At 63.2% G+C, this 25,541-nt stretch carries 27 protein-coding genes; 22 read left to right on the plus strand and 5 right to left on the minus strand.

Features of this window, described 5'->3' with window-relative positions; genetic code table 11:
* The 10 genes from EOD15_RS01385 (at position 1) to EOD15_RS37315 (ending at position 10,262) form a co-directional block, all read left to right on the plus strand.
* On the plus strand, positions 1–372 hold the full coding sequence (locus EOD15_RS01385; RefSeq protein WP_127320572.1) for a cupin domain-containing protein: 372 nt from the start codon (positions 1–3) through the stop codon (positions 370–372).
* A gap of 41 nt (positions 373–413) precedes the next feature.
* Positions 414–1,316 carry a succinate--CoA ligase subunit alpha gene (gene sucD / locus EOD15_RS01390; protein ID WP_127320571.1) on the plus strand — a complete coding sequence of 301 codons (903 nt, stop codon included), beginning with the start codon at positions 414–416 and terminating at the stop codon, positions 1,314–1,316.
* A gap of 127 nt (positions 1,317–1,443) precedes the next feature.
* On the plus strand, positions 1,444–4,431 hold the full coding sequence (locus tag EOD15_RS01395; protein ID WP_127408244.1) for a 2-oxoglutarate dehydrogenase E1 component: 2,988 nt from the start codon (positions 1,444–1,446) through the stop codon (positions 4,429–4,431).
* 47 nt (positions 4,432–4,478) lie between these two features.
* Entirely contained in the window at positions 4,479–5,759 is a 1,281-nt protein-coding gene (gene odhB, locus EOD15_RS01400; protein WP_127382343.1) for a 2-oxoglutarate dehydrogenase complex dihydrolipoyllysine-residue succinyltransferase, read from the plus strand.
* Between the two features lie 10 nt (positions 5,760–5,769).
* Positions 5,770–6,351 carry a hypothetical protein gene (locus EOD15_RS01405; RefSeq protein WP_127408245.1) on the plus strand — a complete coding sequence of 194 codons (582 nt, stop codon included), beginning with the start codon at positions 5,770–5,772 and terminating at the stop codon, positions 6,349–6,351.
* A 65-nt stretch (positions 6,352–6,416) separates the two neighbouring features.
* Positions 6,417–6,869, plus strand: a complete 453-nt coding sequence (locus EOD15_RS01410) for a hypothetical protein (protein WP_245463543.1) — start codon at positions 6,417–6,419, stop codon at positions 6,867–6,869.
* The gene (locus tag EOD15_RS01415) at positions 6,866–7,621 is read left to right on the plus strand and encodes an SDR family oxidoreductase (RefSeq protein ID WP_127408246.1); all 756 of its coding nucleotides are present in this window, start codon (positions 6,866–6,868) and stop codon (positions 7,619–7,621) included. Before EOD15_RS01410 ends, EOD15_RS01415 begins: the two co-directional genes overlap by 4 nt.
* 55 nt (positions 7,622–7,676) lie before the next feature.
* Complete coding sequence (gene lpdA / locus EOD15_RS01420) at positions 7,677–9,107, plus strand: dihydrolipoyl dehydrogenase (RefSeq protein ID WP_127322866.1); 1,431 nt, start codon at positions 7,677–7,679, stop codon at positions 9,105–9,107.
* 37 nt (positions 9,108–9,144) lie between these two features.
* A complete protein-coding gene (locus EOD15_RS35630) occupies positions 9,145–9,480 on the plus strand; it encodes a hypothetical protein (RefSeq protein ID WP_164762135.1) in 336 nt (111 codons plus the stop codon).
* A 50-nt stretch (positions 9,481–9,530) separates the two neighbouring features.
* Complete coding sequence (locus EOD15_RS37315; RefSeq protein ID WP_348629418.1) at positions 9,531–10,262, plus strand: DUF2867 domain-containing protein; 732 nt, start codon at positions 9,531–9,533, stop codon at positions 10,260–10,262.
* A 10-nt stretch (positions 10,263–10,272) separates the two neighbouring features.
* Here EOD15_RS37315 and EOD15_RS01435 read toward each other — a convergent pair whose 3' ends face one another.
* Positions 10,273–11,343 (minus strand): TraB/GumN family protein, encoded by a 1,071-nt coding sequence (locus tag EOD15_RS01435; protein WP_127323006.1) that lies wholly within the window; start codon positions 11,341–11,343, stop codon positions 10,273–10,275.
* A 380-nt stretch (positions 11,344–11,723) separates the two neighbouring features.
* Positions 11,724–12,662, minus strand: a complete 939-nt coding sequence (locus EOD15_RS01440; RefSeq protein WP_127330187.1) for a tyrosine recombinase XerC — start codon at positions 12,660–12,662, stop codon at positions 11,724–11,726.
* A gap of 400 nt (positions 12,663–13,062) precedes the next feature.
* Between EOD15_RS01440 and rimM the strand changes: the two genes are divergently transcribed.
* A complete protein-coding gene (gene rimM / locus EOD15_RS01445; RefSeq protein WP_127322401.1) occupies positions 13,063–13,662 on the plus strand; it encodes a ribosome maturation factor RimM in 600 nt (199 codons plus the stop codon).
* On the plus strand, positions 13,659–14,363 hold the full coding sequence (gene trmD / locus EOD15_RS01450; RefSeq protein WP_127322400.1) for a tRNA (guanosine(37)-N1)-methyltransferase TrmD: 705 nt from the start codon (positions 13,659–13,661) through the stop codon (positions 14,361–14,363). The genes rimM and trmD overlap by 4 nt, the downstream gene beginning before the upstream one ends.
* On the opposite strand, the gene EOD15_RS01455 is transcribed toward trmD, so the two are convergent.
* Complete coding sequence (locus tag EOD15_RS01455) at positions 14,345–15,097, minus strand: sulfite exporter TauE/SafE family protein (RefSeq protein WP_127267362.1); 753 nt, start codon at positions 15,095–15,097, stop codon at positions 14,345–14,347. The two genes, trmD and EOD15_RS01455, sit on opposite strands and share 19 nt — an antisense overlap.
* 328 nt (positions 15,098–15,425) lie before the next feature.
* Between EOD15_RS01455 and rplS the strand changes: the two genes are divergently transcribed.
* From rplS to leuC, 7 genes are all read left to right on the plus strand, one after another.
* Positions 15,426–15,977 carry a 50S ribosomal protein L19 gene (gene rplS / locus EOD15_RS01465; RefSeq protein ID WP_013528861.1) on the plus strand — a complete coding sequence of 184 codons (552 nt, stop codon included), beginning with the start codon at positions 15,426–15,428 and terminating at the stop codon, positions 15,975–15,977.
* Between the two features lie 156 nt (positions 15,978–16,133).
* Positions 16,134–16,547 (plus strand): organic hydroperoxide resistance protein, encoded by a 414-nt coding sequence (locus EOD15_RS01470; protein WP_127267363.1) that lies wholly within the window; start codon positions 16,134–16,136, stop codon positions 16,545–16,547.
* On the plus strand, positions 16,544–17,053 hold the full coding sequence (locus EOD15_RS01475; RefSeq protein WP_127321314.1) for a MarR family transcriptional regulator: 510 nt from the start codon (positions 16,544–16,546) through the stop codon (positions 17,051–17,053). The genes EOD15_RS01470 and EOD15_RS01475 overlap by 4 nt, the downstream gene beginning before the upstream one ends.
* Positions 17,054–17,230: 177 nt before the next feature.
* A complete protein-coding gene (locus tag EOD15_RS01480) occupies positions 17,231–18,028 on the plus strand; it encodes a basic amino acid ABC transporter substrate-binding protein (protein WP_127321315.1) in 798 nt (265 codons plus the stop codon).
* A gap of 66 nt (positions 18,029–18,094) precedes the next feature.
* Positions 18,095–18,907: an amino acid ABC transporter permease gene (locus EOD15_RS01485; RefSeq protein WP_127321316.1), complete on the plus strand. Its 813-nt coding sequence runs from the start codon at positions 18,095–18,097 to the stop codon at positions 18,905–18,907.
* A 55-nt stretch (positions 18,908–18,962) separates the two neighbouring features.
* A complete protein-coding gene (locus tag EOD15_RS01490; protein ID WP_127321317.1) occupies positions 18,963–19,598 on the plus strand; it encodes a class I SAM-dependent methyltransferase in 636 nt (211 codons plus the stop codon).
* 287 nt (positions 19,599–19,885) lie between these two features.
* Positions 19,886–21,295, plus strand: coding sequence for a 3-isopropylmalate dehydratase large subunit (leuC, locus tag EOD15_RS01500; RefSeq protein ID WP_127321318.1), 1,410 nt, complete (start codon positions 19,886–19,888; stop codon positions 21,293–21,295).
* A 39-nt stretch (positions 21,296–21,334) separates the two neighbouring features.
* On the opposite strand, the gene EOD15_RS01505 is transcribed toward leuC, so the two are convergent.
* Positions 21,335–21,652, minus strand: a complete 318-nt coding sequence (locus tag EOD15_RS01505) for a hypothetical protein (protein WP_127321319.1) — start codon at positions 21,650–21,652, stop codon at positions 21,335–21,337.
* 160 nt (positions 21,653–21,812) lie between these two features.
* Between EOD15_RS01505 and EOD15_RS01510 the strand changes: the two genes are divergently transcribed.
* Together EOD15_RS01510 and EOD15_RS01515 are read left to right on the plus strand one after the other, a co-directional pair.
* A complete protein-coding gene (locus EOD15_RS01510) occupies positions 21,813–23,009 on the plus strand; it encodes a GGDEF domain-containing protein (RefSeq protein ID WP_127267370.1) in 1,197 nt (398 codons plus the stop codon).
* A gap of 75 nt (positions 23,010–23,084) precedes the next feature.
* Positions 23,085–24,302, plus strand: coding sequence for a GGDEF domain-containing protein (locus tag EOD15_RS01515; protein WP_127321320.1), 1,218 nt, complete (start codon positions 23,085–23,087; stop codon positions 24,300–24,302).
* Positions 24,303–24,363: 61 nt separating this feature from the next.
* On the opposite strand, the gene EOD15_RS01520 is transcribed toward EOD15_RS01515, so the two are convergent.
* Positions 24,364–24,726: a hypothetical protein gene (locus EOD15_RS01520; protein WP_127408247.1), complete on the minus strand. Its 363-nt coding sequence runs from the start codon at positions 24,724–24,726 to the stop codon at positions 24,364–24,366.
* A 263-nt stretch (positions 24,727–24,989) separates the two neighbouring features.
* Between EOD15_RS01520 and EOD15_RS01525 the strand changes: the two genes are divergently transcribed.
* Positions 24,990–25,418 (plus strand): hypothetical protein, encoded by a 429-nt coding sequence (locus tag EOD15_RS01525; protein ID WP_127322427.1) that lies wholly within the window; start codon positions 24,990–24,992, stop codon positions 25,416–25,418.
* Positions 25,419–25,541: the final 123 nt, after the last annotated feature.

Raw genomic sequence — 25,541 nt, forward strand, 5'->3', positions numbered from 1 at the left:
ATGCCTCCGCGCAAGATAAACCTCGTCGAGGCGGCGGATCGGACCATCACCAAGGTTTTCGATCCGCATATCGCCGGCGACGTCAACGACAGCCAGGCTAAGGTCGCCAAGTTCGGCGAGATGTTCGACTGGCACGCGCATGACAATGAGGATGAAGCCTTCCTCGTGCTGCGCGGGCGCATCGCCATCGATTTTCGCGACGGTCCGGTCGAGCTCGGCGAGGGCGACTTCATCGTCGTGCCGCGCGGTGTCGAGCACCGGCCGCGTTCACTCACCACGGAGCCTGTCGTGCTGATGTTCGAACCGGCCACGACGCTCAACACCGGCAATGCCAAGAGCGACCTCACGGTCGCTGACCTGAAGCGGCTCTGACCATGTTTTCCTCGATCAACAGTTTTTAGAAAAGGGCTCCCATGTCCATTCTCGTCGACAAGAACACCAAGGTGCTGGTGCAGGGCCTGACCGGCAAGACCGGCACGTTCCACACCGAACAGGCGCTGGCTTATCACGGCACGAAAATGGTCGGCGGCATCCACCCCAAGAAGGGTGGCGAGACGTGGACCGGCTCAAAGGGTGAAAACCTGCCGATCTTCGCCACGGTCGCCGAGGGCAAGGAAAAGACCGGTGCCAACGCTTCGGTCGTCTATGTGCCGCCGGCGGGTGCCGCCGAAGCCATCCTCGAAGCGATCGAGGCCGAGATCCCGCTGATCATCTGCATCACCGAAGGCATACCGGTGATGGACATGATCAGGGTCAAGGCCAGGCTCGACCGCTCGACCTCGCGGCTGATCGGGCCGAACTGCCCGGGCGTGCTCACGCCCAACGAATGCAAGATCGGCATCATGCCCGGAAACATCTTTCGCAAGGGCTCGGTCGGCGTTGTTTCGCGGTCCGGAACGCTTACCTATGAGGCAGTGTTCCAGACCACCAATGTCGGCCTCGGCCAGACCACCGCCGTCGGCATCGGCGGCGACCCCGTCAAAGGCACCGAATTCATCGACATGCTCGAGATGTTCCTCGCCGACGAGGAGACCAAGTCGATCATCATGATCGGCGAGATCGGCGGTTCGGCCGAGGAAGACGCCGCGCAGTTCCTCAAGGACGAAGCCAAGCGTGGCCGCAAGAAACCGATGGCCGGCTTCATCGCCGGGCGCACGGCGCCGGCCGGCCGCACCATGGGCCACGCCGGCGCGGTCATCTCCGGCGGCAAGGGCGGCGCCGAAGACAAGATCGCGGCGATGGAATCCGCCGGCATCAAGGTATCGCCCTCGCCGGCAAGGCTGGGCACGACCTTGGTCGAGGCGATCAAAGGTTAAGGGAATAGGGGAGTAAGGGAGTAGGGCAGTAGGGAAAATAGCAGCGGCAAAAAGCGCTACTCCCCTATTCCCTTATTCCCCTACTCCCTCCAAAAACAGGAGACGGAGCCGGGCTCCGCGGACAAAAATGGCAAGACAAGATCAGGCCAACGACCAATTTTCGCTCACCTCTTTCCTTTACGGCGGCAACGCCGATTACATCGATGCGCTCTATGCCGCCTATGAAGACGATCCAGCCTCGGTCAATGCCGAATGGCAGGAGTTCTTTGCCGGGCTGAAGGACGATGCCGGCGATGTGCGCAAGAACGCCAAGGGTGCCTCATGGGCCAAGCCCTCCTGGCCGCTGCAGGCCAATGGCGAACTGGTGTCGGCGCTGGACGGCAATTGGGGCATTGTCGAGAAGACCGTCGAAAAGAAGGTCAAGGACAAGGCGGTCACCAACGGTGTCGTCCTTTCCGACGCCGATGTGCACCAGGCGACGCGCGATTCAGTGCGCGCCATCATGATGATCCGCGCCTACCGCATGCGCGGCCATCTGCATGCCAATCTCGACCCGCTCGGCATCGCCAAGCCGCTCGAGGACTACAACGAGCTGTCGCCGGAAAATTACGGCTTCACCGCTGCCGACTATGACCGGCCGATCTTCCTCGACAATGTGCTCGGGCTCGAATTCGGCACCATCCGGCAGATGCTGGAAATCCTGACGCGCACCTATTGCTCGACGCTCGGCGTCGAGTTCATGCATATTTCCGACCCCGAGGAAAAGGCCTGGATCCAGGCCCGCATCGAAGGTGCCGACAAGGAGATCACCTTCACCGCCACCGGCAAGAAGGCGATCCTGCAGAAGCTGGTCGAGGCCGAAGGTTTTGAGCAGTTCATCGACGTCAAGTACAAGGGCACCAAGCGCTTCGGCCTCGATGGCAGCGAAGCGCTGATCCCGGCGCTGGAGCAGATCGTCAAGCGCGGCGGCCAGCTCGGCATGAAGGAAATCGTGCTCGGCATGGCGCATCGCGGAAGGCTCAACGTGCTTTCCCAGGTGATGGCCAAGCCGCACCGCGCCATCTTCCATGAGTTCAAGGGCGGCTCGGCCGCACCTGACGAGGTCGAGGGTTCGGGCGACGTCAAGTACCATCTGGGCGCTTCGTCGGACCGCGAATTCGACGGCAACAAGGTGCATCTGTCCCTGACCGCCAATCCCTCGCATCTGGAAATCGTCGATCCGGTGGTGATGGGCAAGGCGCGCGCCAAGCAGGATTACCTGTTCGGCCGCAGCCGCGAGGAGATCGTGCCGCTGGAAGAGCGCGCCAAGGTACTGCCGCTCTTGCTGCATGGCGATGCCGCCTTCGCCGGCCAGGGCGTGATTGCCGAGATCCTCGGCCTGTCCGGTCTGCGCGGCCACCGCGTCGCCGGCACGCTGCATTTCATCATCAACAACCAGATCGGCTTCACCACCAATCCGCGCTTCTCGCGCTCGTCGCCCTATCCGTCGGACGTCGCCAAGATGATTGAAGCACCGATCTTCCACGTCAATGGCGATGACCCGGAAGCCGTGGTGCACGCCACCAAGGTGGCGATCGAATTCCGCATGAAGTTCCACAAGCCTGTTGTGGTCGACATGTTCTGCTACCGCCGCTTCGGCCACAATGAGGGCGACGAGCCGGCCTTCACCCAGCCGATCATGTACCGCAACATCCGCACCCACAAGACGACCGTGCAGATCTACGGCGACCGGCTGATCGCCGAGGGTCACCTCACCCAGGCCGAGCTCGACCAGCTCAAGGCCGACTGGCGGGCGCATCTGGAATCCGAGTGGGAAGTCGGCCAGCACTACAAGCCCAACAAGGCCGATTGGCTCGACGGCGCCTGGTCTGGCCTGCGCACCGCCGACAACCAGGACGAACAGCGGCGCGGCAAGACCGCCGTGCCGGTCAAGACGCTGAAGGAAATCGGCAAGAAGCTGACCGAGGTGCCGAAGGATTTCGAGGCGCACAAGACGATCATCCGCTTCCTCGAAAACCGCCGCCAGGCGATGGAGTCCGGCGAAGGCATCGACTGGTCGACGGCCGAGGCGCTGGCCTTCGGCGCCATCCTGCTCGACGGCAATCCGATCCGCCTGTCGGGGCAGGATTCCGAACGCGGCACCTTCTCGCAGCGTCACTCGGTCCTTTACGACCAGCGCGACGAGACCCGCTACATCCCGCTCAACAATCTGTCTGCGGCTCAAGCCGGCTACGAAGTCATCAACTCGATGCTGTCTGAAGAGGCGGTGCTGGGCTTCGAATATGGCTACAGCCTTGCCGAGCCGAAGGCGCTGACATTGTGGGAAGCGCAGTTCGGCGACTTCGCCAACGGTGCCCAGGTGGTGTTCGACCAGTTCATCTCTTCGGGTGAACGCAAGTGGCTCAGAATGTCGGGCCTCGTCTGCCTGTTGCCGCATGGCTATGAAGGCCAGGGTCCGGAACACTCCTCGGCCCGGCTCGAACGCTTCCTGCAGCTTTGCGCCGAAGACAACATGCAAGTCGCCAACTGCACGACGCCGGCCAACTACTTCCACATATTGCGCCGGCAGCTGAAGCGCGACTTCCGCAAGCCGCTGATCCTGATGACGCCGAAGTCGCTGCTGCGCCACAAGCGGGCGGTGTCGACTCTGCCGGAAATTTCGGGCGAAAGCTCGTTCCACCGATTGCTGTGGGACGATGCGCAGCTGCTTTCCGGCCAGGCGATCAAGCTCACCAAGGATTCGAAGATTCGCCGCGTCGTGCTGTGTTCGGGCAAGGTCTATTACGACCTCTATGAGGAGCGCGAGAAGCGCGGCATCAACGACATCTATCTGCTGCGCGTCGAACAGCTCTATCCGTTCCCGGCCAAGGCGCTGATCACCGAACTGTCGCGGTTCCGCAATGCCGAGATGGTGTGGTGCCAGGAGGAGCCCAAGAACATGGGCGCCTGGTCGTTCATCGACCCCTATCTGGAATGGGTGCTGGCGCATATCGACGCCAAGCATCAGCGGGTGCGCTACACCGGCCGCCCGGCCGCCGCTTCGCCGGCGACCGGCTTGATGTCCAAGCATCTCGCGCAGCTCGCCGCCTTGCTCGAAGACGCGCTCGGCGAATAGAGAAGATCTGGGCGAACAACAGAACCGAAAGAAAACGGACAGGCACAATGGCTACCGAAATCCGCGTTCCCACTCTCGGCGAATCCGTCACTGAAGCGACCGTCGGCAAATGGTTCAAGAAGGTTGGCGATACAATCGCCGCCGATGAACCGCTGGTCGAGCTCGAGACCGACAAGGTGACGGTGGAGGTGCCTGCCGCCGCCGCCGGCACGCTGGGTGAGATCACCGTCAAGGAAGGTGAGACAGTCGGTGTCGGCGCGCTGCTGGGGTCGATTTCGGCAGGTGGCGCGGCCGCTGCACCAGCGACCAAGCCGCAAGCGGTGTCGCAGGCCTCGTCGCCGGATGCCGCATCGACCGGCAAGCAGGCCGCGGCCGAGACCGCCAAGATCGCCGGCGATGCCGGCCCGGTCGAGCCACGCACCATGCCACCGGCACCGGCCGCGGCGAAACTGATCGCCGAAAGCAATCTCTCGGTCGACCAGATCTCCGGTTCGGGAAAGCGTGGCCAGGTGCTGAAAGGCGACGTGCTCGACGCCATCTCCAAAGGCGCGCCGTCGCAGCCGGCAGAGACGCCGAAGGCGGCACCTGCACCGGTTGCCGTACGTGCGCCGTCCTCGGGCGACGATGCGTCGCGCGAGGAGCGCGTGCGCATGACCAAGCTGCGCCAGACCATCGCGCGCCGCCTCAAGGAAGCGCAGTCGACCGCCGCCATGCTGACCACCTTCAACGAGGTCGACATGTCTGCGGTGATGGCGCTGCGCACCAAATACAAGGACGTGTTCGAAAAGAAGCACGGCGTGAAGCTCGGCTTCATGGGCTTCTTCACCAAGGCGGTGACGCACGCGCTGAAGGAGATCCCCTCCGTCAACGCCGAGATCGACGCCACCGACATCATCTTCAAGAACTATGCCCATATCGGCGTCGCCGTCGGCACCGAAAAGGGCCTGGTTGTGCCGGTCGTGCGCAATGCCGACCAGATGTCGATCGCCGAGATCGAAAAGGACATCGGCCGCCTGGGCATCGCCGCGCGCGACGGCAAGCTGTCGGTGGCGGACATGCAGGGCGGCACCTTCACCATCTCCAACGGCGGCGTTTACGGGTCGCTGATGTCGACGCCGATCCTCAATGCGCCGCAGTCGGGCATTCTGGGCATGCACAAGATCCAGGACCGGCCCGTGGTGGTCGGCGGCCAGATCGTGATCCGGCCGATGATGTACCTGGCGCTCAGCTACGATCACCGCATCGTCGACGGCAAGGAAGCGGTGACCTTCCTGGTCCGCGTCAAGGAAAGCCTGGAGGATCCGGAACGGCTGGTGCTTGATCTCTAAGGCTGACGCGGTGGCTGAATCTGTCGAGCCAATCGATCTGTTCGAGCTTGTTACGACAGGCCGGGCGGGTCCGATTGAACTCGGAAAAAGCAGCCGTGAAACGGTGCGAGGCTTGATCGATCCGGAGGATGTGCGGGCGGACAATCATTATCGCCACGAGGACGCGGAGTCAGCGTGGTGCATCTATGGTAGAAATTGCGAGTTCTTCTTCAGTCCCGATTTTCATCTGAGGTCGATTAGCGTCGAGCCTGTCTTCGGAAGATTGCAATCGGGTGGAACGATGGCGACTTGGTACGGCCATCTGGACGTCGATTTGGGGCGGCATCCTGTGATTTTTGCAGGCACAAAGCCCATAGCCATACATACCTTGCCCAAGGCATTGCAGTTCCTGAACAAGAGCGAATTCAAGTGGGCAATCAGCGGCGGTCGTGAGCGCGACGTTTATATTGAGCTGGCGGAGAGTTCTCGCATCTTGACCCTCAAATACGAGGTTAATGCGGTTCCGGTCGACAGGAATGAAAACGTTGCGTTCGAGGTAGATTATTTTCTTTCGACGGTCTTCATCCTCGGTCAAGCTGTTCAAGGCGGATAGCAGTGACGATCCGTTCTTTCTTGTCCGAAAGCCTGTCTACCGCATCGATAGCGGTCGGTGCGGCGATGATCCCGGCGGCAGCTTATGCCGCCTGCCCGATCGAACTCGCCGTCTATGGCGACACCCAGAGCGGCAGCGAGATCGATTTCACGCCGACCGGAACCTCGGCGACCGTCACCAACAGCTTCCGCATGATCCTCGACAACAGTGTGGTGCTCAACGGCATCGTCATGTGGAACGAGGGCGTGTCGCGGCCGAACGGCGCGCTGATGTACAAATGCCCCGAGGGCGACGTCACCGGCGAGGAGCTTGCCGCCTGCACGCCCTGGCATGGCGTCATCTACACGGCGGATGACAAGGGCAACATCGGGCTGCTGCCGGCCGAAGGTGTCGAAGCGCCGAAGACGCTGATCCTGCCGGATCTCGGGCCAGCGTTGCGCCAATCCAGTGCCTATGGCGGCAGCGGGTTTTCGAAAGTGCCGGGGGATGTGTTTGCCTTGAAGGGATGCCAGGAATGAGCGGGACGCAAAAGGTGCTGCTGGTCACCGGCGGCAGCCGCGGCATCGGCGCGGCGATCTGCCGGTTTGGATCGAAGGCCGGCTACAGGGTCGCGGTCAACTACGCTGCGAATCAGGACGCCGCCGATGCACTGGTCGCGGAGATCGAGGCTGCCGGCGGCGAGGCTTTTGCGGTCAAGGGCGATGTCGGCAGCGAGGCCGATATCGTGGCCATGTTCGAGGCCGTCGACCGCGCCTATGGACGGCTCGATGCCTTCGTCAACAATGCCGGCATCGTCGACGTCAAGGCGCGCGTCGACGAGATGGACGTTTCGCGGCTGGAGCGCATGATGCGCGTCAATGTCGTCGGCTCGTTCCTCTGCGCCCGTGAGGCGGTCAAGCGCATGTCGACCCGCCATGGCGGGTCGGGCGGGTCCATAGTCAACATCTCGTCGGCGGCAGCGACATTGGGCTCGCCGGGCGAGTATGTCGATTATGCCGCCTCCAAGGGCGCCATCGACACCTTCACCATCGGGCTCGCCCGCGAGGTGGCGCTGGAAGGCATCCGCGTCAATGCGGTGCGCCCTGGCATCATCGACACGGATATCCACGCTTCCGGCGGGCAGCCGGACAGGGTGGAGCGGTTCCGCGACCTGCTGCCGATGAAAAGAGCCGGTACAGTGGATGAAGTCGCGGGCGCGGTTCTCTATCTTCTCTCCGACGCCGCGTCCTATACGACAGGCGCGATCCTGAATGTAAGTGGCGGCCGCTGAGCGCTCTCAAGCAGATCGAGCATGATGTTATCCGAAAACCGCGTCACACGGCATCATGCTCAAACAGAAGGACAGTATCATGGCTTATGACGTCGTTATCATCGGGTCGGGACCGGGCGGCTATGTCTGCGCCATCAAGGCGGCGCAGCTCGGGCTCAAGGTGGCGGTGGTCGAGAAGAGCGCGACCTTCGGCGGCACCTGCCTCAACATCGGCTGCATCCCTTCCAAGGCGCTGCTCCATGCCTCCGAGATGTTCGCCGAGGCCGGTCACTCCTTCGACACGCTCGGCGTCGAGATATCAGCGCCGAAATTGAACCTGAAGAAGATGATGGCGCACAAGGATGCGACGGTGTCGTCGAACGTCAACGGCGTCGCCTTCCTGTTCAAGAAGAACAAGATCGACAGCTTTCGCGGCACTGGCAAGGTGGTCGCGGCCGGCAAGGTGTCGGTGACGGCTGAGGACGGCAAGGTCGAGGAGATCGAGACCAAGAACATCGTCATCGCCACCGGCTCGGATGTCGCCGGCATTCCCGGCGTCAAGGTCGACATCGACGAGAAGGTGATCGTGTCGTCGACCGGCGCTTTGTCGCTTGATAAGGTTCCCGGCCATCTGGTGGTGGTCGGCGGCGGTGTCATCGGGCTCGAGCTCGGCTCGGTGTGGGCACGGCTCGGCGCCAAGGTCACCGTGGTCGAATTCCTCGACACCATCCTGGGCGGCATGGACGGCGAGGTTTCCAAGCAGTTCCAGCGCTTGCTTTCAAAGCAGGGCTTCGAGTTCAAGCTCGGCGCCAAGGTCACCGGTGTCGCCAAGGCCAAGAAGGGTGCGACCGTCACCTTCGAGCCGGTCAAGGGCGGCGCCGCCGAGACGATCGAGGCCGATGCCGTGCTGATCGCCACCGGCCGCCGCGCCTATGCCGACAGGCTCGGGCTCGGGGAAGCCGGCGTCGAGGTCGACGAGCGTGGCCGGGTCAAGACCGATGGCCATCTCAAGACCAATGTCCCGGGCATCTATGCCATCGGCGATGTCATCGCCGGGCCGATGCTGGCGCACAAGGCCGAGGACGAGGGCGTGGCGGTGGCCGAAACCATTGCCGGCCAGGCCGGCCACGTGAACTATGACGTCATTCCGAGCGTCGTCTACACCAGCCCGGAAATCGCCTCGGTCGGCATGACCGAGGAAGAGCTGAAGAAGGCCGGCATCGACTACAAGGTCGGAAAATTCCCGTTCAGCGCCAATGGCCGGGCGCGCGCCATGCTGCACACCGACGGTTTTGTGAAGATCCTCGCCGACAAGACGAGCGACCGCGTGCTCGGCGTGCATATTGTCGGCTTCGGCGCAGGCGAGATGATCCACGAGGCGGCGGTGCTGATGGAATTCGGCGGCTCGTCTGAGGATCTCGCCCGCACCTGCCACGCGCATCCGACGATGTCGGAAGCGGTGAAGGAGGCGGCGCTGGCGACGTTCTTCAAGCCAATCCACATCTAAAGCGACAACGCTTCGTTATCCTCGGGTAAGCCTGAGGATGACGAACGTAGCGATATCGCCAAACAAAACGGCCCGCTTTTCAGCGGGCCGTTCGTATCTGATCGAGCCGGTCAGTTGGCCGGAGCTGGAGCCGGCGCTGGCGCTGGAGCCGGCGCAGGTTCTGCAGGTGCCGGAGCCGGAGCTGCAGGCGCCGGGGCAGGCGCCGGTTCTGCAGGCGCCGGAGCAGGCGCGGGTGCTGGCGCAGGTTCGGCCGGCTTCATCGGTTCCGCCGGTGCCGGTGCGGGCGCCGGTGTGCTGGCCGCCGGCGGCTCGGCGGGTGCCGGGTGCTCACTGCTTCTTCCGAAAATATAATACGCGACAACCGCCAGAATAACGACGACCAGCGCAATCAGCCAGCCACTACCGCCGCCACCGCTCTGCTTGATGGTGGTGTTGGTGGTGTTGGGATTGAACGGGTCGTTTGGATTCGGTGCGTTCGCCATAAAAGTGTCCTCCGTGGATGAAAAATATCAATCAACACCATATAACGCGCAATCATTGAACTGGTTTCACGCTAGGGTTGGAAAACGCCAAAAACAAGGACAATCCCGCCGTTCCGGCGCCGGAATGGCGTTGTTTCGCCACGCAACGCGCCAAGTTGGTGCCTATTATGGGTTTTTCCGGAGGATTTTTGTCGTGACGAATCCCATAGCAGAGTTTGTCCCGAATCACTGCGATGTTCTCGCCGGAGCCCAGTTCGCCGACCGCTTTGTGCTGATCACCCAGGGTCTTTCTTTAACGGCACTCGGCGCGGCGGAACGCGCCCTGGGGCGAACGCCGCCCTGGGTCGGCAGGCTCATGGCGCTGCGCAACCTTGCCGTCAAGCCGTTCCGGCTGAAGACGGGCCTGGAAACTGCGGTGTTGCCGTCGGGCCAGATCGGGATATTTCCGCTCATCAGCCAGTTTCCCGGCAAGGTTGTGCTTGGCCTCGACGACCGGCATCTCGATTTCCGTGTCCTGGTCGAAGTCAGGGATCTCGGCATGGGCCGGCAAGAGGTGGCCGCGACGACGATCGTCAAGACGCACAATTGGCTCGGCCGCGCCTATCTTGCGATCATCATGCCGTTCCACCGGATCATCGTTCCGGCGATGCTGGCCCAGATCGAGGCGAAGTAAACTTAAGTAGCTAAAGTCCTATAGGCGTGACGGTGTAACCGGCCTTGCGAAAATCCTCGACCAAGCCTTCGGGGCCGGGGAGATGGAGGGCGCCGACCGCCATGAAGACGTTGCCCCTGGCAAGGATCGGTTCGGCATGCTCGACCATCACCTTGTTGCGGCTGGTGATCATGGTTTCCTCGAATGCCGCATAGCCCGCGGGGTCGTCCGTGCCTTCCGGCATGGCCGCGCGAAACAGCGGCCAGAACATTCCGGTGTCGCCGCGCTGGTAGAGCACGATCATGGTTTCGTTGATGTCGTTGATCTTATCGCCGAGCTTCAGCGTGTCGACGAGGCCCTTCATGTGAAACGCCAGCGGCAGCGAGGCCATGGCGCGCAACTGGCTTTCAGCAGTCTCCAATCCTTCCACCGGCTTGCCGGAAGCCTTTGCACCTTCCGCCAGCCTGACATCGAGCACCGGGGCGCCGCCTGACTGGCGGGCCAGCTCGCAGGCCGGCAGTGCCATCATGGCCGAGAGCATCCAAGGCTTCATCTTGGCAACCGTTGCCGGAGGAATGCCGCGTGCGTCGAGTGCGGCGTTCATGGCCGCCGCATCGTCGGGCGACAGCAGCGACGCCAGCGTCGTCGAATCAGTGAACATCATCAGGTCCGGCTCCTTGAGCATCGCGACCATCATCTTCTGCTTGTCGAGCACGTCCGTGGTTTCGATGACGATGGTGCCGGCGGCGTCATAGGCTTTCTGCGCGTCGGGAGGCAGCGTGGTGACGCGCGGGTCGGTCATATGCATGGTGCCGAACAGGAAGGACGGCTTCTCGCCGGGCTTTTCCAGTTTCCACAACAGGCCCTTGCCGTTCGGCGTCGCGGCGGCTTCCGCTTCGATCTTGCGGTAGGTCGCCGGATCGTTCTTCTGCAAGGCCGACAGCATGTCGGCGCCGGTGCAGGTCGGGATTTCGGCATGCGCCTTGCCGACGGCGAACAGCAGCGCGGCGAGGAAGGCCAGGAAGAACAGAACATTGAGCGCGACGAGCAGCTTCAGCGACACGGAAGCTGCATGGTCGGCGATGGCGATGACGCGTTTCATGATCCCATTCCTAGAACCGAAAAGCGGCAAAACGGTTAATTGGTACTGCGAAATTGTCTTCGACCGGCTATCGCCCTCAGCGGACGTCGATGGTGCTCATGACTCAATGATTAGCGGAAACGCCCATTTCTTCGTCATCCACGGGCGGAGCAAGGAGCGTAGCGACGCGGCGCAGAACCGAGGATCCATGCCGGGACTCTGGAACGCTGCAACAGTGCAGAATTCCGCTCCGCAGCACTCCATGGCAAAGGTCGCGGCATGGATCCCAGGGTCTCCGCGACGGAGCTTCGCTCCTGCTTCGCCCAGGGATGACGACGTTGGGGAGGCTTTCGGCCAATGGTGAACGTTTGGCCACCGATACTATGCGACGCTACTGGCGTTCATGCCCGTGGATGGGCTGATTCGTAAATCTCGAGCAGCCTCGCGGTGTCGACGCCGGTGTAGATCTGCGTCGTCGACAGGCTGGCGTGGCCGAGCAGTTCCTGGATGGTGCGCAAATCGCCGCCGCGGCCGAGCAGATGCGTAGCGAAGGAATGGCGCAGCGCATGCGGCGTCGCGGTATCGGGCAGGTTGAGCGCCGAGCGCAGCTTGGCCATGTCGCGCTGGACAATGGCCGGGTTGAGCGGACCGCCGCGGGCGCCACGAAACAACAGGCCCTTGGGGTCGAGATGGTAGGGGCAGAGCCGGCGATATTCGGCGATCGCCCTGAGCGCCACCGGCAGCACCGGCACCAGGCGCGTCTTGCCGCCCTTGCCGGTGACGCGAAGCACCGTGTCGTCCGCCGACGCCAGATCGGCGCCCGCCAGACCGAGCGCCTCGGAAATGCGCAGACCGGAGCCGTAGAGCAGTGTCAGCACGGCGGCGTTGCGCGCTGCGATCCAGGGTTCCTCCGCCAGTTGGCCTTCAATGGAAACAACATGCTTGGCATCGCTCGCTGTCAGCGGCTTGGGCAGCGATTTCGGCTGGCGCGGCGCGCGCAGTGCTGCCGCCCCGGCCGCATTGGCGAGGCCGCGCCGCTCGAGGAAACGTAGCAGCGAACGGATGCCGGCGAGACCCCGGCCGAGCGTGCGGGCACCGGCACCGGCATTGCGCCGCGCCGCGAGAAAGCCGCGCAGGTCGGCCGGGCGCAGATCGGCGATGTCCGAAATGCCGGGCGAGCCGCCGCAATGGCCGGTGAGGAAATGCAGGAACTGGCGCGTGTCGCGCTCATAGGCTTCCACGGTCTTGGGCGACAGCCGACGTTCTCGCGCCAGCATCTTGAGCCAGCTTTCGCGCGCCGCCTGGAGATCGGGTTTGGCCGGGATCAGGAATTCCTGCATGGCGGCATTTTCGGGTATTCGGGTTAGGAAGCGGTGAAGAGCCGTCATTGAAATGACAGCCGGCTGAGGTTAGGAGACCATCGATTGGTGGCAGGTGACTACCTTGGTGATTGGCTGAAATGCCCGCCCCCTTCGTCATCCTGGGGCGGAGCAGGAGCGAAGCGACGTCGCGGAGACCCCAGGATCCATGCCGTGACCTGCGAGCGTTGCTGCGTTACAAGTCTGATAGCTTTGCGGTGGAGACCACGCGAAGTGTTTGCAAATAAAGAGTTGGCAGGAACGAGACTCGTGACCCTTTCTGAACTGCCGTGCTTTTTGGTCGCCGTAACGGAATGGATCCTCGGGCCTGCGCAGTCGCTTCGCGCCTGCTCCGCCCGTGGATGACGAAGGTAAAAGCGCCATGAGCAAGCCCCAGAACCCTGTCCAGATGGCCGTGATCGGCGCCGCCCATGGCATCAAGGGCGAATTGCGGGTGAAGACCTTCACAGGTGAGCCGCTGGCGCTGGCCGATTACGGGCCGCTCTACGCCAGGGACGGGCGCGCCTTCCAGATCGTCGACATCAGGCCTGCCAACACCGTCGTCGTGGTCCGCTTCAAGGGCATTGCCGACCGCAATGCGGCCGAGGCGCTGGCAGGCACGGAGCTGTTCGTCGACCGTTCGATGCTGCCGGACGACGGCGAGGAAGACGAATTCTACCATGCCGACCTCGTCGGCCTCGAAGTCCGCGACGACACGGCTGCCGTGCTTGGCAAGGTGGTCGCGGTGCACAATTTCGGCGGCGGCGACATTCTCGACGTGACGCTGGGCGGGCGCAAGGGCGTGCTGATCCCGTTCACACAAGCCGCCGTGCCGCAAGTGTCGATCGCCGAGGGTTTTGTCCGTGTCGATCCGGCTGCTGCCGGGCTGGTCGACGACGAGGAAGGCGATGGCCCGCGCGAGGAAGACTTTGATCCCAAGGGCCGGCCGCGCGGACCGAGCGATGCCGGGGGCAATCGGTGAGTTTTTCCGCTTCGGTGCTGACGCTTTACCCCGAGATGTTTCCCGGCGCGCTCGGCCTGTCGTTGGCCGGCCGGGCGCTGGAGGCCGGGACGTGGTCGCTGGAGGCGATCCAGATCCGCGACTTCGCCCCCGACCGCCATCGCACCGTCGACGACACGCCCGCCGGCGGCGGCGCCGGCATGGTGATGCGCGCCGACGTGCTGGCGAAAGCCATCGACCATGCTTCGCCGGAAGGCGATGCGCGGCCTCGGCTGCTGATGAGCCCGCGCGGCAGGCCGCTGACCCAGGGGCGCGTGCGCGAACTGGCCGCTGGGCCAGGTGCCGTCATCGTCTGCGGCCGTTTCGAGGGCGTCGACCAGCGGGTGATCGACGCGCGGGGATTGGAGGAGGTCTCTATCGGCGACTTCATCCTCTCCGGGGGTGAGCCGGCCGCCCTTGTGCTGCTCGATGCGGTGGTGCGGCTGTTGCCCGGCGTGATGGGCAATGCGGTGTCGGGCGAGGAAGAGAGCTTTGAGAACGGCCTGCTCGAACATCCCCACTACACGCGGCCGCAGGAGTTCGAAGGCCGTGTGATTCCCGAGGTGCTGATCTCGGGCAATCACAAGAAGATCGCCGCCTGGCGGCGGGCGGAGTCCGAGAGGCTGACGAAGGAGCGGCGTCCGGATCTGTTGGGCGCCGCCGCTCACCCTTTCCAAAAGTAATAGAAAGCCAGAAACAGACCGACAGCGACGACGAAGCCGCGCACTGCGTTTTGCGGCACGCGCTTGGCGATCCAGACGCCGGCATAGCCGCCGAGCGCGCCGCCCGGGATCATGATGATCGCCTGCGGCCAGGCGACGACGCCGCCCGAGACGAAGACGACGATCGCAACAGCGGCGATGACCATGGCCAGCATGTTCTTCAACGCGTTCAGCCGGTGATAGTCGCCGGCTTGCGTCAGGCCGAGCGTCGCCAGCATCATCACGCCCATGCCGGCGCCGAAGAAGCCGCCATAGATGGCGGTGAGAAACTGCGCCAGGGAGCCGGCGAGTGAGCCCACCGCCGCTTCATGGCCGGGCTTCGGCACTGGTTTCAGCCAGGGGCCGGCTGCGAACAGGGCTGTCGCGGCCAGGAGCAGCCACGGCACCAGAGCGCGAAATGACGGATTGTCGAGCGCCAAAAGGATCAGCGCGCCGGCCAGTGCACCCACGGCCGAAATCAGGCACAGCAGCAGCGCGCCGCGCCAGAAGTGCCTGATATCGGCCGAGTAGGCGAGGGTCGAGGTGATGTAGCCTGGAAATTGCGTCACCGAGGAGGTGGCGTTGGCGACGATCGGCGGCAGGCCGACCAACGTCATGGCGCCGAAGGTGATGAAGGTGCCGCCACCGGCGACCGCATTGGCGGCGCCTGACAGAAAGCCCGCCAGAAACAGCAGGATGGCATCGAAGACAGACATGAATTGCGGCCGCTCAAAACTGTGTTATTTCAGGCTTAGAAAGCCTGAACGACCGGCGCAACCCGGCACGGCAGGATTACGATGGTGCCATGCGAGCAGAAAATGCGCTGCCAAGGCGTGACAAAGCGGCGAAATAGCTGTATGTGCCCGCCCGTACCGGCCAGAAAGAATCTGCCGGACCCGTCAACAATGACGGTGTAGTCGCCCCTGCCTGATGTTTCAAAGACAAATGTCTTGGAGACAAAAGGCATAGCCAAGCGGTCAATGGAACTGCAAGGCGAGTGTCGGACGCTCTGACTGTCGGAAGAACAAGAAGTGGACTTTTGAGATGGATATCCTCCGTCAGCTCGAGGCCGAACAGGCCGCCAAGATCGAAGCCAAGCGCAAGCTTCCCGAATTCCAGCCCGGCGACACCGTGCGCGTCCAGGTCCGCGTGACCGAAGGCACCCGCACCCGCGTCCAGGCCTATGAGGGCGTCGTCATCGCCCGCGCAGGCGCCGGCTTCCAGGAGAACTTCACGGTTCGCAAGATTTCCTACGGCGAAGGCGTCGAGCGCGTGTTCCCGGTCTACTCGCCGATGGTTGAAGGCGTCGAGATCGTTCGCCGCGGCAAGGTGCGTCGCGCCAAGCTCTACTACCTGCGCGATCGTCGCGGCAAATCGGCCCGTATTTCGGAAAACACCGGCGTGCGCGCCCGCAAGCTGAACGACGAGGAGCGCGATGCGCTGAACGCCGAGAAGGCCCGCATCGAGGCCGAGAAGGTGGCAGCAGCCGAGGCCCTGGCCGTCGAGAAGGCAGCCCAGGACGCCGCCGAGAAGAAGGCCGCCGCCGAAGCCGAAGCAGCAGCCAAGGCCGCCGCGGAAGCGACCCCCGCCGAATAAGGTTTTCGGAAATCCCATTCAAAAAGGCGGCTTCGGCCGCCTTTTTTCGTTTCACCAGACTGTGAACGCTTTCAGCGTCAGAAACAGGATCCGGCTGTTGACGGCATATTATCTTGTGTACTAAATAATCGTGCACAAGATAATTGGAGATTTGATATGGCACTCTACACCACACAGGCTCACGTCACCGGCGGCCGCGCCGGTCATGGCGAGACCAGCGACGGTCTGCTCAAGGTCGATCTGGCAATGCCCAAGGAGCTCGGCGGGCCGGGGGGCGCCACCAATCCCGAGCAACTGTTCGCAATCGGCTATGCCGCCTGCTTCGAAAGCGCCATCCGCTTCGTCGCGCGTAAACAGAAGCTGTCGCTGACGGATGCCGGGGTAACCTCCACCGTCAGCCTGCTTCCCAATGGCGAAGGCTTTAAGCTCGGCGTCGCGCTCGCGGCGGAAACGAAAGGCCTTGATCAGGCGGCGGCGGAAGCGCTTGTATCGGAGGCGCACAAGATCTGCCCCTATTCCAACGCCATCAGGGGCAATGTCGACGTAGCGCTTTCGGTAAAGGCGGCATGACGGAAAAGACGACAAAGAGCACCAGCGACGTCCTGGCGGAGGCCACCGGGACGTTTCACGTTCCGCGGCTCGACCAGCAGCTGTGCTTCGCGCTTTATTCGGCAAGCGGGCTGATGACGAAGCTCTACCGCCCGCTGCTCGATCCGCTCGGCCTGACCTATCCGCAATATCTGGCCATGTTGGCGCTTTGGGAACGGGCTCCAAGCACGGTTGGCGCGCTTGGCGAAGCGCTCGGGCTGGATTCGGCGACGCTGACGCCGCTGCTCAAGCGGATGGAGGCTGGCGGCCTCGTTACCCGCCGCCGCGACCCGGCCGACGAGCGCCGGGTTATGGTCGAGCCGACAGCGAAGGGCCAAGCGTTGCGTGAGCAGGCCAAAAGCGTGCCGGCGGCTATGCTTTGCAACCTGCCGCTGGATGCCGACGAGTTGAGATCCCTGCACAGCACCCTGACGCGGTTCGTCTCCGGCTTGCGCAAGGCAGATGCCGGCATCGCGAAGCGGAGTTGATCGCTGCCGCGACACCGTTCATTCCTGAATCCCGGAAATGAAGGCACTGGAATCCCTTTTCGCGCGCGCTGACGCAGCCGACCGTCTTGCATGACGCTTGCGGAAAGCTAAAGTCGGCGCCGTATTTTCCAGCAAGCCCGGCCATGTCCGGGTCCGTCAATTTCCGGGGAGTGTGTCATGACCAAATCGAAACTGCTGCTAGCAGGCCTGCTTGCCCTCGTCCTGACGCCCGTTGCCGCCTTCGCGCAGGCGCTGCCCGACCTCGGCGGCAAAAAGGTGGTGGTTGTGACCGAAAACGCCTATCCGCCGCTGCAGTTCATCGATGCCAAGACCGGCAAGCAGATCGGCTGGGAGTATGACGCGATGAACGAGATCGCCAAGCGGCTCAATTTCACGGTCGAGTACCAGAACACTTCCTGGGACGCGATGATCCAGGCGGTTTCCGACAACCAGTACAACATTGGCATGACCGGCATCACCATCAAGGACGACCGCAAGGAGAAGGTCGATTTCTCCGACCCCTATATGCGCTCGCAACAGTTCATGCTGGTGCGCGGCGATGAGAGCCGCTTCACTGACGCCAAGACCTTCGGCGACTTCAAGGACGGGCTGATCGGCGCGCAGGCCGGCACCACGCCCTTCTACACCGCCGTCTATAGCGTGCTCGACGGCAATGAGCAGAACCCGCGCATCAAACTGTTCGAAACCTTCGGCGCGACCGTGCAGGCACTGAAGTCCGGTGACGTCGATGTCGTTTTGACCGATGGCACCGCTGGCAAAGGCTATGTCGACGCCTCCGAGGGCAAACTGAAACTGATCGGTGGGCCGCTCGGCACCGAGGATTTCGGTTTCATTTTCCCCAAGGGTTCCGACCTGGTGAAGCCGGTCAACGCGGCAATCGCTGCGTTGAAGGCGGACGGGACGTTCGATGCGCTGAACAAGAAGTGGTTTCTTGACTACAAGATGGGGCAGTGATTTCCCGCTGACTTCGCGCTTCAACGCCCCCCTCTGCCCCCACGTCTGCTTGGCCGGCATCGCCTGATGGCAACGCCTTCCTCTTCGTCCAAAGCCGACTTCCCCTGGTGGCTTGTCGTTGCCGCAGCCCTCGCCATCGCGGTGGCCGTCTTCGTCGCCACCAGCAACCTCTATGCCCAGGTGTTCGCCACGGTCGCCAAGGGCATCGGCATCACCATCTTCGTCACCGTGATCGCCTTCGTGCTGGCGTCGGCCATGGGTCTTGGCATCGCGCTGATGGGAATGTCCGGCTCGCGCTGGCTGCGCCAGATCGCGCGCTTCTATGTCGAGATCGTCCGCGGCGTGCCGATCCTGGTGCTGTTGTTCTGGATCGCCTTTGCCGGCGCGCCGGCCTTCGTCGCGGCCTGGAACGCGCTGACCGCGCCGCTGCAAAGTGCCGGTCTGTTCGGCGAGCTTTTGGTGCGCGACGTGTCGCTGCTCTGGCGCGCCATCATGGCGCTGACCATCGGCTATTCGGCTTTCATCTCGGAGGTTTTCCGGGCCGGCATCCAGGCGGTGGAGAAGGGTCAGATCGAAGCGGCGAAGGCGCTTGGGCTGACACGCGCGCAGCGTTTCCGGCTGATCGTGTTCCCACAGGCAATCCGCACCATCCTGCCGCCGCTCGGCAATGATTTCGTCGCTTTGGTCAAGGATTCCTCGCTGGTCTCGGTGCTCGGCGTTGCCGACATCACGCAGATGGGCAAGGTCTACGCCGCCGGCTCCTTTCGCTTCTTCGAGACCTATTCGATAACGGCCTACATCTATCTCATCCTGACCGTCGGCCTGTCGCTGGCGCTCAGGGCGCTGGAGCGGCGGCTGCGCCGCCAGCACGAGGAATAGTTTTTCGGCCAAGGCAGCGCTACGATCCCCGAGCATTCCCCTTGAGGAGGTCCCCATGATCGTCGACAAAGCCAATGCGGCGCTGGATTCCGTCTATACGGCCGACACGCCGGAAGCGCTTGAGGAGGCCTATGCCGCGTGGGCTGCGACCTATGACAGCGAGACCGCCTCGCTCGGCTACCTCCTGCCTTTCCTGATCACCGCCTGGGTGGCGCGTCATGTGCCGGCGGGCGATGGCCCCTTGCTCGATGCCGGCTGCGGCACTGGCCTGTCGGGACCCTCGCTGAAGGCGCTCGGTTACCGTGACATCGCGGGGCTCGACCTCTCGCACGATATGCTGAAGATCGCCGGCAGCCGCAATGCCTACAGCGACCTGAAGCAGGCAATGCTGGGCGAAACGCTGCCATGGCCTGACGGCCACTTCCGCGCCTTCTTCTCGACCGGCGTGTTCACCATCAGCCATGCGCCGGCATCCGGCCTGCACGAACTGGTGCGCATCACCCGCCAGGGCGGCCACGCCATCTTCACCGTGCGCGACCAGGTGTTCGAGAGCGGCGGCTTCCAGGCGGTGTTCGATGAGCTGGAGCAAGCTGGGAAATGGCGGCCGATCGAGGAAAGCCCGTGGTTCCGCTGCTATGCGATCGCCGAGCCTGACGCGCTGGTGAAGACGTTTGTGTTTGAAGTGTTGTGACTCCACTTACCTTCTCCCACAAGGGGAGAAGGTAAAGGCGCTGAACGCCGCAATTGCCGAAAACCCAAAACATTGGTATGAGCCACGCCATGGAAGAGCTTTTTGGCGATCCGGCCTACAAGGGGTTCGTGCTGCAGGACAGGAAACGCCTGCCGTCGCGTTTTTCCGCGCGCGTGTCCGGGGCGCTGACCAGCCGACTACCCTAGGCGGACCTGTTCGGGTCCCTTTCGCCGGCCGTAGGTCCGGTACCTGCTCTTTCCCATTCTCATATCGACGGATTTACGCACATGAGCGCACCGCGCACCCTCTACGACAAGATTTTCGACGACCATGTCGTCGATCGCCAGGACGACGGCACCTGCCTACTCTACATCGACCGCCACCTGGTCCATGAAGTGACCAGCCCGCAGGCCTTCGAAGGCCTGCGCATGACCGGCCGTAAAGTCCGGCATCCGGAAAAGACGCTGGCCGTGGTCGATCACAATGTCTCGACCTCGCCCGAGCGCAAGTTCGGCATCAAGAACGAGGAAAGCCGCATCCAGGTCGAGGCGCTGGCCAAGAACGCCAGGGATTTCGGAGTCGAATATTATTCCGAGAACGATATCCGCCAGGGTATCGTCCACATCATCGGACCCGAGCAGGGCTTTACTCTGCCCGGCATGACCATCGTCTGCGGCGACAGCCACACCTCGACGCATGGCGCTTTCGGCGCGCTGGCGCATGGCATCGGCACGTCCGAGGTCGAGCATGTGCTGGCGACGCAGACGCTGATCCAGCGCAAGGCCAAGAACATGCTGGTGCGTGTCGACGGCCAGCTGCCGGAGGGCGTCACCGCCAAGGACATCATCCTGGCCATCATCGGCGAGATCGGCACCGCCGGCGGCACCGGCTATGTCATCGAATATGCCGGCGAAGCGATCCGTGCGCTGTCGATGGAAGGCCGCATGACGATCTGCAACATGTCGATCGAGGGCGGCGCGCGCGCCGGCCTGATCGCCGCCGACGCGACGACCTTCGCCTATGTCAAGGACAAGCCGCGCGCGCCGAAGGGCGCGTCCTGGGATGCGGCACTCGAATACTGGAAGACGCTGCAGTCCGATGAGGGCGCGCATTTCGATAAGGTGATCGTCCTCGACGCGGCCAAGCTGCCGCCGATCGTCTCCTGGGGCTCCTCGCCCGAGGATGTCGTGTCGGTGCAGGGTATCGTGCCGAACCCGGACGACATCGCCGATGAAAACAAGCGCACCTCCAAGCAGCGTGCGCTCGACTATATGGGTCTGAAGCCGGGCACCAAGATCACCGACATCACGCTCGACCGCGTCTTCATCGGTTCATGCACCAACGGCCGCATCGAGGATCTGCGCGCCGTCGCCAAGGTGGTCGAAGGCAAGACGGTCAGCCCGCATGTCGATGCGATGATCGTGCCGGGCTCCGGCCTGGTCAAGGAACAGGCGGAAGCCGAAGGCCTCGACAAGATCTTTGTCGCCGCCGGTTTCGACTGGCGCGAGCCGGGCTGTTCGATGTGCCTGGCCATGAACGACGACCGGCTGAAGCCGCATGAACGCTGCGCCTCGACCTCGAACCGCAATTTCGAGGGCCGGCAAGGCTTCAAGGGCCGCACCCATCTCGTGTCGCCGGCGATGGCGGCCGCGGCGGCGATCGCCGGCCACTTCGTCGACATCCGCGAGTGGAAGTAACCGGGATTTGAACAGAACCCGAGCCGCGCCCGGCTCGGGTCAGCTCTTTCCGTCGCGGCGGACGAGCTCGTGGAACTCCTCGCGGCGTCCCGGCTGTTCGGCCGCGACCACAAGCGCAAGCTGTTGTTCCTCGAAGAGCTTGAACCATTCGTCCCATTCGACGAGTTCATAGCCTCCCGCATTGAGCGGCCGTTCAGGCTGGTCCTGATCCTGATAGGCGTGCTGGCCGAAGACCAGCCTCAACATGGGCTGCGTCCCCGCTTCGGGCGATATGTCGACGATTGCGGGAAAGCCGGCGCGCCCGGCAGCCCATGAGCGGATCGCATCGTGGTCGGTCAGTGTGATTGTGTCGGTCATGGGTCGCTCCAGATTGTGAACGGAGGAACGCTGACTGGGGACTGCGGTTCCCTGACATTATTTTGAGACGGCGGTCCTGCTTACCGCTTTCGCTTAACCGCTTGTTTGGGCTTGCCCTCTAAGCTCTTCCCTGACGTAAGCCAGGGGAAGTCACAGTCGGTTGGACACGGGTCTGCTCATTGCGCTGCTCAACCCGACGATCGCGCTGGCGCTCGGCGCGGCGTTCCTTGTGCTATGGTCCTATCAGCGCCACCGCCCCTATCTGGCCGTTTTGGCGATCAGCTACAGTCTCTCGGCGGCTGGCTTCCTGCTGCAGTATTTCACCTTGCCCATCGGGATGCCGCTGACCAAGCTTACGTCGAACATCTGCTTCACCATCGCCGCGTGCTGCCTGGCCAGCGCTGTTATCCACCGCTATGGCCGCAAGGTGCCCTATGTGGGGATCGCCGTGCTGGCCGGCGGCGGCCTGGCGTCGTTGTGCTGGTTCCTGTTCGTCGCGCCGGATCTCACCTGGCGCATCCTGGCGATGAATTTCGCATTCGGCGGCATCAGCCTTCTGGTTGCTGCCGAACTGCGCCCGGTGCGCAACAACGGCCCGACCGAAAAAATCCTGTTCGTGCTGTCGCTGCTGTCGGGCGTCAATTTCTTCGTGCGCACCCTTGCCGTCGTCATCGCGCATGGGCCCTTCGCCAGCTATGACGGGTTCTATGGCTCGTCCTACTGGACGACGGCGCTGCTGTCGCACGCGCTGCTCTCGCTGCTCATTGCGCTGTGCCTGTTTTCCGCCGCGGCACTCGACGTGTTGAAGGCATTGAAGACCGAGACCTATACCGACCCCCTGTCGGGCCTGCTCAACCGGCGTGGCTTCGAGGAACGCGGCATGCGGCTCTTGCAGCACTGCGCCTCGGCCCGGTTCCCGGTCGCGCTGGTGCTGGCTGACCTCGATCACTTCAAGGCGCTCAACGATGTGCATGGACATGGCGCGGGCGATCGGGTGATCGCCGACTTCGCCGCCAAGCTTCGGTCGGCGGCCGGCGCGCGCGGTGTTGCCGGGCGTATCGGCGGCGAGGAATTCGCGGTGCTGCTGCCACTCAGCGATCTTGCCGCGGCCCGGCTGTTCGCCGAGGCGGTGCGCACCGTCTATTCGGCCGGCCATGTCGACGGACTTCCCCAGGGAACGAGGGTGACGGCAAGCTTCGGCGTGGCGGCCCGCAGCGGTGGCGAGGCGCTGGAGCCGCTGATGCGCCGTGCCGACGATGCGCTCTACAAAGCCAAGAAGAACGGCCGCGACAGTGTACGCCTGTCCTATGAGCGGCCGGAAACGGCGTTCCTGCCGGAGCCGCTCAAGACCGGCTGAATCTGCCCGGACGGGACGGCGTTAACGTCTTCTTCGCCCGTCGATGATTAGCTGTCGGCGCGGGTGCGGGAGAACATGAGCGGCGCCAACTTCATCCTGTTGATCAATCTGTCGGTTGCCGGCCTGCTGGCGGCATCCTTCATGGCGGTCGCCTTCCACGATGTCGGCCGCGCGCCGGCGCGCTGGCTGGCATTTGGCTATCTGCTGGGCATGGCCTATTCGGCCATCGAGTTCTCCATTCCCGCTTTCACCGACGCGCGGCTCCCGGTCGTGGCCGCCTTCGCGGTTTTCCTTGCCGCCACCATTGCGTTCAATGGCGGGCTTGCCCGCAAATACGGCGTGGCACTGCCCTGGAAGCCGATGCTGTTGTTCCTGTTGACCACCACCATAGCTGTGTATTTCGTGCAGGATCTGCCCCGCCAGTCGCTGATCCGCATCATGGCTTACCAGCTTCCCTATGCGGTCATGCAGTTTGTCGGGCTGGCCATTGTCTGGTCATCGAGGCAAAAGCTTGCCCGTCTCGATCGCATGTTGATGGCCGTGCTGGCGGCGAGCGGCCTGCAGTTTGCCTCCAAACCGTTCATCGCGCATGCGCTTGGCGGCTGGGGCGCCAATCCGCAGGCCTATCTGCAAAGCAACTACGCGCTGGTGTCGCAATCGCTCGGCACTGTCTTTGCGCTGGCGCTGGCGCTGCTGATGCTGGCCATCCTGGTTCGCGACGTGCTTGCCGAAGTGACGTCGAAGTCGGAGACGGACACGCTTTCGCGCCTGCTCAACCGCGGCGGCTTCACCCGGCATGCCGAGCTGGCGGTGCTTGGCGCGATGCGGCAAGGCGTGCCGGTCGCGCTGGTCATCGCCGATCTCGATCATTTCAAGAGCGTCAACGACAGTTTCGGCCATGCGTCAGGCGACCGGGTGATCGAGACTTTTGCAGGCTTCCTGCGCGAAGCTGCAGCCGCGCATCACGTTGCGGGCCGCATTGGCGGCGAGGAGTTCGCCATCATCCTGCCGGGAACCAACCTTGCCGCGGCGCGGCTGTTCGCCGAGGGGACGCGCAGCGCCTTTGGCGGGCTGCCCATCGACGGGCTGCCGGCTGACAACCGCTGCACCGCGAGCTTCGGCGTCGCCGAACTTCATCCGAGCGAAGATTTTGCCGATCTGATGCGGCGCGCCGACCAGGCGCTCTATCAGGCGAAGAATGCCGGGCGCGATTGCGTGCGCGTTTCCGCCGGACCTGCCGGCAACTGGTCGTCAGCCGGAATGGAAGCCAGAGCAATTTCAGGAAAAGTGTGAAACGGTTTTCCCGGGAAAGCGCATAGCGCTTTCCCTTGGGAATTGCGTCCAAACAAAGTCTCTAGCGGCAGGGGCTGAGTTCGGGCATCTCGCCATCGGAGAGACCGTACATATAGGAGCGGCCCTTCACCAGCACCGGCGGCCGGTAGCAATCGCTGTATCCGCTGATTTCGTCGGCTTCGTTCTCGTAGATCACCTTGGGCTGGCCGGCGCTGGTGTAGTCGGATAGCTGCTTGGCCAGCTTGCCTTCGCCGACGATGATGCGCTTGTAGCCGGCGGCGCTGTCGATAACGAGATTGCCGAAGGAATCCGCGTAGACGCGATCCTGATGCCGGGCGCCGGCGAGCGCTGGCGCTGCAAGGGCAACGACCGATGCCGCCACGATGAGCGCCGCAAGGCGCGATCTGCCTGAATTCGAACGCATGGCGTCCTCCGTGTCTTGAGGGAAAGCCTCCTCGAATCAGAAATTAACGTTTTCTTAACCTTTGTTAAGAGGCCGGCGCGTTTGGCGGCGATGTCTCGGTTAACATGGTTAATATCCGTTAATATCCGACTGGATGGAAAACCTGGTGGTCATCATTCGGCCATGCTTGGCCGCACCATCGCGGCTGGTGTCCGTCTCGGCGTCGGGATGACCTTGATCTTGGCAAAGCATCGCGGCTGGTTTGCCGCGCGGGAGGACAGCATATGGCGCTACGCCGGCCGATTTGGGCGTCCGTTTTCCCGTTGCTCGGGGTCGTCGCTGGCTGTGTGCCACAGGACAGCGCGCCGAAGGCGGCCAATACCGTCGTCGTCTCACCTGCGTCGGCTCAGCAGTCCGTCACAGCCGCGGCGCCTCCGACAGCTGCAACCAAGATCATCACCGACCTTACTGCGCCGCGATCCGGCATAGGCACGGCCACCTACCGATGCGGCAACAACGGTATGATCTCCATCCAAAATCTAGGCACGTCGTTGCGTGTGGTCGGGTCCGATGGCGCGACCGAGGAGTTTGCGGCGTCGCCCGCCAACCAGAGCAGCCGCTACCAGGCGGCCACGCATGACGCAATCGTGATCGACGGACGCGAGGCGCTGGTGATGAAGAAGGGGTCGACGCCGCAGACCTGCAAACGCTAGGGCTAATCTCAACACCGCTGGGCTCTTGGGCCAGACATGTTGCACTGCAGCGATATCGAGCCGGCTTCGGGCCTCCCGGCCTAATCGATTGAAGCCTAAGCCGGCCTTTTAGTCAGACTAAAT

Origin of the sequence: Mesorhizobium sp. M7A.T.Ca.US.000.02.2.1, assembly GCF_003996995.1 — a bacterium.
Classification (GTDB): domain Bacteria; phylum Pseudomonadota; class Alphaproteobacteria; order Rhizobiales; family Rhizobiaceae; genus Mesorhizobium.